At 64.3% G+C, this 6,499-nt stretch carries 4 protein-coding genes; 1 reads left to right on the plus strand and 3 read right to left on the minus strand.

Annotated features, from left to right (window positions below; translation table 11 throughout):
- Nucleotides 1-8: 8 nt before the first annotated feature.
- The 3 genes from VFW84_RS04850 to VFW84_RS04860 are packed head-to-tail and all read right to left on the minus strand — an operon-like array spanning nucleotide 9 to nucleotide 4,890.
- Entirely contained in the window at nucleotides 9-1,136 is a 1,128-nt protein-coding gene (locus tag VFW84_RS04850; protein ID WP_329679309.1) for an ABC transporter permease, read from the minus strand.
- 1 nt (nucleotide 1,137) lies between these two features.
- Nucleotides 1,138-3,876, minus strand: a complete 2,739-nt coding sequence (gene rbbA / locus VFW84_RS04855; protein ID WP_329679310.1) for a ribosome-associated ATPase/putative transporter RbbA — start codon at nucleotides 3,874-3,876, stop codon at nucleotides 1,138-1,140.
- Nucleotides 3,877-3,882: 6 nt separating this feature from the next.
- Complete coding sequence (locus tag VFW84_RS04860) at nucleotides 3,883-4,890, minus strand: HlyD family secretion protein (protein WP_329679311.1); 1,008 nt, start codon at nucleotides 4,888-4,890, stop codon at nucleotides 3,883-3,885.
- A 345-nt stretch (nucleotides 4,891-5,235) separates the two neighbouring features.
- Between VFW84_RS04860 and VFW84_RS04865 the strand changes: the two genes are divergently transcribed.
- On the plus strand, nucleotides 5,236-6,499 hold a 1,264-nt coding region (locus VFW84_RS04865), incomplete at its 3' end, for a cytochrome D1 domain-containing protein (RefSeq protein WP_329679312.1).

Here is a 6,499-nt window from a genome sequence, read left to right on the forward strand (position 1 = left end):
AGAACCCCTCAGCCCTGGCGGGCCAGCATCAGACGGAAGCGCATCAGCGCGATGACCAGAAAGGCCACACCGATCCCGGAAACGGCCAGCATCTGCGGCCACACGATGTCCACCCCGGCCGCGCGGTACAAAACGCCCTGAGCCAGCTTGACGTAGTGGGTGGACGGCGACAGCTGCATCAGGTGTTGCAGCCACATTGGCATGTTCTCGGCGGGCGTGGCAGAGCCCGAGAGCAGGTACATGATCACGAAGACCGGCACCGACAGCAGGCCGAACTGCGGCATGGACGAGGTCACCGTGGCCAGCATGATGCCCAGGGCCGTCAGCGAGAACAGATACAGACCCGTGCCGGCCAGAAAGAGCAGGACCGAGCCTTCGACGGGCACCTGCAGCACGACCTTGATGACCAGCAGCGTGGACACAGCCACCGCCAGGAGGATGACCACGCCATTGGCGGCGATCTTGGCCACAGCGATCTCGCTGGCACGCACCGGCATGACCAGCAGGTGCTCGATGGTGCCGCGCTCACGCTCACGCATCACGGCCGCGCCCACCAGCACCACGGACAGCACCGTGACGTTGTTGATCAACTGCATCACCGAGGTGAACCAGCTGGTCGTCGTGTTGGGGTTGAACATGACATGGATCACCGCCTTGGTCGGCAGGCGTTCATCCATGCCCATGACTTTGAAGTCGGCCAGGGTCTCGCGCAGCACGATCTCGGTGATGTAGGCCACGCCCAGTTGCCCCTGGGCCATCGCAGTGGCATCCACCGTCAGGCCAATGGTGGCCTGGCGCTGCCCGTGGATGTCGGCCTCCAGGTTGCGGGGGATCTCCATGATGAAGAGAAAGCGCCCCTCCTCCATGGCCTGCTGAGCCGACTCCTGGTCCAGCACGACTGGCTCCTGGAACATCGGCGGGCGGATGGCCTGACGGATGCGCATCGACAGGCCGGACTGGTCATGGTCGATGATGCCGAAGGACACATTGGTCACATCGGCCTTGGCCCCGGTGGCCACCACATAGATCGCGATGGTGAAGGACACCACGATGGCGCCCATCATGGTGCGGTCACGCAGCACGCAGCGCAACTCCTTGACGCACAGGTGCAGGACGTTGATCAGCCAGATCATCATGTCATTTCTCCTGCTTGCTGACGAACTGGCGGGCAGCGACCAGATAGATCACCGTGAAGCCCAGCATGGCGCCACAGGCCATCCACAGCTGCCGGACCTGCAGGGACCAGCCCTTGGTGATCACGCCCAGGCTCACGCCCTGGAACCACGAGGCCGGGAAACCCACGGCGATGCCGTAGCTGCCGCCGCTGAGCGTCGAGATCGGGCTGAGCAGCCCCGAAAAGTTGGTGGCCAGCACCACGCACAGGATGGCGGTAAGGAACTGCGAGGCCACCTGGGTCTGCACAAAGGCCGAGATCAGCAGGCCCAGGGCCGTGATGGCAAAGGCATAGCACAGCGCCCCCAGCGTCAGGCCCAGCAGGCTGCCCTTGATCGGCAGGGCGAACACCGTGGCCAGCACGGCCACCAGGGTGACATAGCTGATCATGGTCAGGGCCACATAAGGCAGTTGCTTGCCGATCAGAAACTCACCGATGGAGCCGGGCGAAGCGTACAGATTGACAATGGTGCCCATCTCCTTTTCTCGCACCACGCCCAGGGCGGTGAGCATGGCGGGAATCAGGGTCAGCGCCACCATCAGGTTGCTGGGCGCGAACGAGAAGATGCTGCGGTACTCCTGGTTGAAAGACAGGCTGGGCTCGACCTTGATGGGCATCTCGGGGATGGTGGCGCCGGGCGTGGCCTTGCCAAACGCCAGGGCGTGCTCCATGGCCACGGCCCGCGCCGAATTGGCGGTGTGGGCCGCGCGCACCAGGCTGCCGCCGTCGACAAAGAAGCCGACTTCAGGTTGACGCCGCGCGATCAGATCCCGACCGAACCCTGGCGGAATGTCGATCACCAGCCACGATTCGGACGATTTGAGCTGCTTGTCGATTTCGCTGGCATCACTCAGGGTGGGCAACTCCTCAAAGTAGGGAGAGCCCCGGAAGTGATCGACCAGACGGCGGCTGTCGGTGCTCTGATCGCGGTCCAGGACCGAGTAGCGGATCTTCTCGACGTCAAAGCTCAGCCCCCAGGTGGCGGCGCACAGCACCACCAGCGGCCCGATGATGGCAAAGGCCAGGCGGATGCTGTCGTGACGCAACTCCATCGCTTCGCGCTGGGCATAGGCCCACATGCGGCTGAACCACAAGGCCACGGGTGAGCTGGACGGGGCCGTGGGGGCCGCCGTGATGGGCGCATCGAGCGGGTCGTCCTGAATGGGCTCGATCGTCATGTGCTCGGCCTCGGTGTCGGCCTCCAGGTAGTCGATGAAGGCCTGCTCCAGCGTCTCGCAGCCCTGACGCTCGCACAACTCGTCAGGCGCCCCCACGGCCAGCACGCGGCCATGGTGCATCAGGGAGATGCGGTCACAGCGGTGCGCCTCGTTCATGAAGTGGGTGGACACGAAGAGGGTCACGCCCTCCTCGCGCGACAAGCGGATGAGGTGGCGCCAGAACATGTCTCGCGCGGCGGGATCGACCCCCGAGGTGGGCTCGTCCAGGATCAGCACCTGCGGCTGGTGCAGACAGGCGGCGGCCAGTTGCAGGCGCTGGCGGATGCCCAGTGACAGGCTGGACGGGAAGGCATGCTCATGCTCGGTGAGCTCAAAGCGCGCCATGGACGAGTCGATGGCGTGACCCGCCGTGGCCGGGTCCATGCGGTAGAGCTTGGCGTGCAGGTCCAGGTTCTGGCGGACCGTCAATTCCTCATACAGCGAGAAGAGCTGAGACATGTAGCCGATGTGCAGGCGGGTGCTCAGGTCACTGGCGTCCACGGGCTCCCCCAGCAGCTTGGCACTGCCTTCGGTGATGTCCAGCAGCCCCGTGAGCATCTTCATGGTGGTGGTCTTGCCGCAGCCATTGGAGCCCAGGAAACCGAAGATCTCACCGCGCTCGATGCGAAAGCTCACGTCCTTGACCGCCGTGAAATCCCCGAAGCGGCGGGTCAGGCCTTCGGCCTCCATGGCCGGCGCCCCCTCGCGGTGTGGCAGGGGGGGAATGATCAAGGGCTCCGTATCACCCCGTTGCGAGAGCTTGACATAGGCCTCTTCCAGAGAGGCCGAGCGTGTCTGCTCCAGCACCTCCACGGTGGGGGCGCACACCAGCACCCGGCCGGCATCCATGGCCACCAGGTGATCGAAGCGCTCGGCCTCTTCCATGTAGGCGGTGGCCACCAGCACGGTCATGTGGGGGCGCTCGGCGCGCAGGCTCTCGACCAGGGCCCAAAACTGGCGCCGTGACAGCGGGTCCACCCCCGTGGTCGGCTCATCGAGCACCAGCAGATCGGGGTTGTGAACCAGGGCCCCGCACAGGGAGACCTTCTGCTTCATGCCCCCCGAGAGCTTGCCGGCGGGACGGTCAGGAAATGGCGCCAGCCCCGTGGCGCGCAGGAGCCGCTGGATGCGCGGGTCGCGCTCGGCGGGCGGCACGCCAAACAGTCGGGCTGAAAAATCGATGTTGTCGTAGACCGACAGGGATCGGTAGAGATTTCGTCCCAGACCCTGGGGCATGTAGGCCACCCGAGGTGCCAGTTCGCGGCGGAAGGCCTTGTCGGCCACATCGCCGCCCAGCACGCTCATGCGCCCGGACTGCAGCTTCTTGATCCCGGAGATCAGCGCCAGCAGGGTGGACTTGCCAACGCCATCGGGCCCCACCAGACCGATGGTGCGCCCCATGGGCAGGGACAGGCTGACCTGGTCGAGCGCCACCTGCTGGTCGTAGCGGTGACTGACCTGATCGATCTCGATGGCGTACTGCATGATCGATCACCAGGCATCGTCACTCTTGGCTGCGCTGGTCTTGACGTCGCCCGGCCAATCGTCCTGGGTCGACTCCGAATGGAGCTTGACAAAGCCATTGCCGGTCAACCCCGCCTTGAGCAAGCCGGCGTGCTTCATGGCCGTCTCTTCCGACAGGGCCAGTCTCACGCGATAGCTCAGCTTCTCACGCTCGGCAGGCGTCTCCACATGCTTGGGCGTGAACTGGGCCTCGGCCGATACGAAGGCCACCTTGGCGGGCAGGCGCAGATCGGGCGCGGCGTCCAGCACGATGCGGGCGTCGTCCCCCACCCGCACCCGACCGGAGGCGGCCGAGGGCAGGTAGATGGTCATGTGCACATGCGAGGTGTCCAGCACCGTGGCCACGCGGCCACCGGCGGGGATCACCGAGCCGGGCTCCACCACACGGTACTCGACACGGCCCGTCACGGGCGCGCGCAGGGTGTGGTCCTTGATCGCGGTCTGCAGGCGTTTGATGCCGGCATCGGCCTCCTCACTGGCGGCCAGGGCCTCACCCATGGCGGCGGTCGCAATGCCGATGCCTCGGGTCTCACCGTCGCGTTGGGCCTTGCGTTTTTGCAGCTCGGAGTCGGAGATCAGCACCTGCTTGCGCAGCTCATAGGCACTGTCGAGCTCCAGTTGCGCCACACTGGCCTTAATGCTCTGCACATCCCGCTCCCCCTCGGCTCGAGCCCGCGCCTTGAGGGCCCGCTGCTTCATGGCGTACACGCCTTCGAGCTGCCCGACATAGTCCGACGGGTCCATCTGTGCGATGACATCGCCAACCTTGACCTGATCGCCCTCGTTCACATTCACGGTCGACACCTGGCCAGCGAACTTGGTGGCGATTTCAACGCGCTGGACCTCCAGGCGGCCATTGACCTGAACGATGTTGTTGGGTCCCTCATCGCGGTTCATGACGGCATAAGCGGTCCATGCCGCTGACAAGGTCAGGGTCGACGTCAGAGCGCCCAGTACAAATCCACGGTATTTCATGATGAGTCTCCTTAAGGTCAGCCGAACTCATGATCGTGGTGGCGACGGCTGCGTCGCCTTGAACAAGGTCAACTCCAAAGACCCATTCCCAGGGACAAATCACGACTGTCGCGTGTGACGTCGCCCACGAAACCTTGTTGTCGTCACCCCTCCCCTCAAGGCCTCATGGCGCACGTCGGAGACCGTCTCCAGGGACTCGGTGAAAACCCTCGCCGTTCTTGAAATGCTTCAAGGACAGCTCAGACCCTACTGACCACCATGGTATGGCCCAGGACGGGATTGCTGCCACCCCTGGGTCGCGGTGACCCGCCCGCGCCGTCGGCACCAAAACGATGGAGAACTCACATGACTAAACCGCGCATGGTCCGAGTCGCTACTGCCTTGATGGCGGCACTCGCCTTCGGAGCGCAGGCTGATGACAAGAAAAGCATCACGCAACCCGAGATGAACTACCAGGCTGGCACCTCGCCGCTCGCCAATGAGCCGATGTACCAGAGCAGCAACCCCAAGGCGCCGCCCATGACGCTGACGGAGTTCGACAAGGCCCGCAAGATCTATTTCGAACGCTGTGCCGGCTGTCACGGTGTGCTGCGCAAAGGGGCCACCGGCAAGGCCCTGACGCCCGACATCACGCTGGGCAAGGGCACCGACTACCTCAAGGTCTTCATTGCCTACGGCTCACCGGCGGGCATGCCCAACTGGCTGACATCGGGCGAGATGAGCGAGGCCGACGTCGACCTGATGGCCCGCTACATCCAGCAAGACCCGCCCCAGCCACCCGAGTTCGGCCTGGAGCAGATGAAGCAGACCTGGAAGGTCATCGTCCCGCCTGACAAGCGCCCGACGAAGAAGATGAACAACTACAACATCACCAACATTTTCTCGACCACCCTGCGTGACACCGGTGAGGTCGCCCTGATCGACGGCGACACCAAGAAGATCATCAACATCGTCAAGACCGGCTATGCGGTGCACATCTCGCGCCTGTCGGCCTCGGGTCGCTACCTGTTCGTGATCGGCCGCGATGCCAAGATCAACATGATCGACCTGTGGATGCCCAAGCCCGACAACGTGGCCGAGATCCGCGTGGGCCTGGAAGCGCGTTCGGTGGACACCTCCAAGTACAAGGGCTATGAGGACAAGCTGGCCATCGCGGGCAGCTACTGGCCGCCCCAGTACACCATCATGAAGGGCGACACCCTGGAGCCCCTCAAGATCGTGGCCACCCGCGGCATGACCGTGGACACGCAGGAGTACCACCCGGAACCCCGCGTGGCCTCGATCGTGGCATCGCACTTCAAGCCCGAGTTCGTGGTCAACGTGAAGGAGACCGGCAAGACCCTGCTGGTGGACTACTCCGACATCAACGCCCTCAAGACGACCGAGATCGGCACGGCGCGCTTCCTGCACGACGGTGGGTTTGACTCATCCAAGCGCTACTTCATGGTGGCGGCCAACCAGAGCAACAAGATTGCCGCGGTGGACATGAAGGAAGGCAAGCTGGCCGCGCTGATCGATGTGGGCAAGATTCCCCACCCGGGGCGTGGCGCCAACTTCGTGCATCCCAAGTACGGCCCGGTGTGGAGCACCTCGCACCTGGGTAGCGAAG

This window comes from Aquabacterium sp. (genome assembly GCF_036279655.1).
Lineage (GTDB): Bacteria > Pseudomonadota > Gammaproteobacteria > Burkholderiales > Burkholderiaceae_C > Aquabacterium.